The sequence below is a fragment of the Micrococcus sp. genome, assembly GCF_030523875.1.
Lineage (GTDB): Bacteria > Actinomycetota > Actinomycetes > Actinomycetales > Micrococcaceae > Micrococcus.
This window is the reverse complement of record NZ_JAUNHR010000150.1, coordinates 1-2,496: the sequence shown is the minus strand read 5'-3', so window position 1 is coordinate 2,496 and position 2,496 is coordinate 1. Positions and strand designations below refer to the sequence as shown.

Annotated in this window: 1 protein-coding gene and 1 pseudogene; both read right to left on the bottom strand. The window is 72.1% G+C overall.

Going from position 1 to position 2,496, the window contains the following annotated elements; all coding sequences use genetic code 11:
- A pseudogene (locus tag Q4D18_RS11565) lies at positions 1 to 188 on the bottom strand (inositol monophosphatase); the annotation flags it as partial.
- 42 nt (positions 189 to 230) lie between these two features.
- Positions 231 to 2,276, bottom strand: a complete 2,046-nt coding sequence (locus Q4D18_RS11560; protein WP_303128559.1) for a hypothetical protein — start codon at positions 2,274 to 2,276, stop codon at positions 231 to 233.
- Positions 2,277 to 2,496 lie beyond the last annotated feature (220 nt).

Sequence of the window (2,496 nt, the reverse complement as noted above, 5' to 3'; positions counted from 1 at the left end):
GTGGCGCGGTCGTGCGCGGTGACCAGGTCGTGGTGGTTGCGCTTCGTGGTGGCGGCCGCGTCCGGGGTGCGGAACGCCGCGGCCAGCGCGGGGGCCGCGGCGCGGGCGGCCGTCAGGGCGATCTCACGCAGCACGGCGGGGGAGGGGGAGGTGGAGGCGGTCGGCGCGGACCCCGCTGCGGCGGTCATGCGGTCAGCCTACGCGCGGGGGTGGGTCGCGACGGGCGGCTCTCAGTAGTGACGCAGTTCCGACTCCAGGGAGCCGTGGAAGATGATCCCTCGCGCGCTGCGCCGTCTCGTCGCCTCGACGGGGAGAAGCGTCTCGCAACCCGCGGCCTCCACCATCTGCTCCTGGAGGCCCGTGTCGATGAGGACGAACTCTCCCAGGAACCGCGCTGCCCGCTCGGGGTCGGCCGTGATGTGGGCCGCGAGCACCTCGTCCGTGAGACCGAGCAGGCGCAGGTCGACGGAGAGGTCCTCGAGGACCCCTTCCAGGCGGACGAGATCGTCGAGCGTGCATTCGGCGAGTGCGCGGCGGGACTCCCAGGACAGCGCTCCGGCGGTCGGGGGCGTGGCGCCGCCGATCCCACGCAGCCCCTCCACGAGGGCGATCGGCACCCTGGCGCGGTCGAGGGCCTCCTGAGCCTTCGCGACCACGGCCCAGCGGGTCACCTCGACGAGGTAGTCCCGGTTGACCGGGTCGAACAGGATCAGGCCGATGTGGTCGGTCACTGCGCCGGCCGCGTCGGCGGCGGCCTCGGTCAGGGCCGACCACTCCTCCGGACGACGGGAGTCGAACTGGCGGGCGAGTCCGGGGTGTGGCGCCATGGCGTGCCAGAGCGAGAGGGGCGTGCGGCTCATCTCACACACACGCAAGGCACGCTCCAGGGGGCCGTCGGGGTGGATACGGCGGCCGTGGTGGCGACGGATCGTCTGGACGAGTGGCCGGTGCGCCCAGATGCGGCACGGCCCTTCGACCAGCGCCTCCTCGGCGACCTCCAGGCCCTGACGGGCGGCGTCGACCCGCTTGAAGAGCTGCGGCGGCAGGGGGGAGCAGGATGTCGCGGCGCGCGTGATGGCTCCTGAGGCCACGGCGGATCCGCCCGCCCCGTCTGACGGCGGAGCGACCCGGCTCGCGGATTCTGCACTGTAGGGGGCGAGCGCGTCAGTCAGTGCCTCGTAGTGCCGCTCTGCGGACTCGATGGAGATCTCCTGCAGTGCGCTGATGGCCTGGACCGCGAGGGTCTCGTGGTCCCACAGCCAATGCAGCGGGTCGAGGAGGAACTCGAAGGAGCGGTCTGCGGCGGCCAGCTGCTCGAGGAGCCGGACGCCCTCGTCGGCCGACCCCGCCCCGGCCTGGACGATGACGACCGCCGCTTCCTCGAACGTCTCCGGCGGGATCGAGGAGATGTCGAGCAGGAGCGTGTGGTCCCAGTGGTGCTCCATCAGCTGGAGACCACGCACCCAGCCGTGGACGGAGCGGAACAGAGCCAGAGGATGGCGTTCGAGGAGGTCGCACGCGTCGCGATGGGCCCGGCAGTACGTCGCGGGGGCACCGTGACGCCGACCAGCCACCGTCCTCTTCTGCCTGCCGGTGGCGGCGACGCGACTCGACTCTGAGGACGATGACGGCGGCCAGGGCCACGCCGCGGTGTGTTCGAGCACGGCGAGTGCTTGAGCGGCCCTGTCGGGGGCTCGCAGGGTGAGCCGACGGGGGAGGGCCACCGCGTCGTCATCGTCGCCGCACAGAAGGTCGATGGCGGAGTCGACCCCGACGACGTCTCCGTCCTGGTCAGCCGTGGTGGCGACGTCCGCCAGGGTCTCCAGGTCCTCCCTGAGATCCGAGTCCTCCAGCCCGTCGAGAGCCGTCTCCAGCGCCTCGACGGCGGCTCGTGCCGCAGCGGCCTCCCCGGAGGTGCAGAGCCGGCCGAACGCGAACGCCTCGTCCTCCACCTGACGGGTCAGAGCGACGATCTGCTCCAGAGCCGGCTCCTCGTCGATCAGGTCGTCCCAATGGGAGAGGAAGCCGGAGCGCCGGCGGCTCACCTTCAGCTCACGGAGCAGGTCCCCGGTCGGAGCGATGAGGCGCCACATCGGGGCGCCCTCGTCCGGATCCCGGCCGACGTCGAATCGGACCGAGGGGACCGCATCCTCATGGGCCGCCTCGGCCCTCGCCTCCAGGACGCGCAGCCGGTCCACCCCATGCAGCAGGTCGGCCCACTCATGGGCTCGCTCGAGCACGAGCTCGCGGCGCTGAACGTCGTCATCCGTCATCATGAGGTCCTCCACGGGGTGCGGTCGATGGTCTGAAGTGTGCGCCGCGTGACGCCTCGGGGGCCAGCCGCGCACGAGTGCCGAACCCCTCGGCGTCGGTCACCTGCCTCCGCGAACGGACTCCGAGCGTGCTCCTCCCCTGCAGGGTCGTGAAGGCGTGTCCTCTCGTGCGGGATACTGGTCCCATGTCCGCGCCCTCCGCCGCCTCCGCAGCCCAGTCCGA

Bases quoted from the DNA above. Each gene is read 5' to 3' on its own strand.
- Q4D18_RS11560 (WP_303128559.1), bottom strand. From the start codon at position 2,276: ATGATGACGGATGACGACGTTCAGCGCCGCGAGCTCGTGCTCGAGCGA.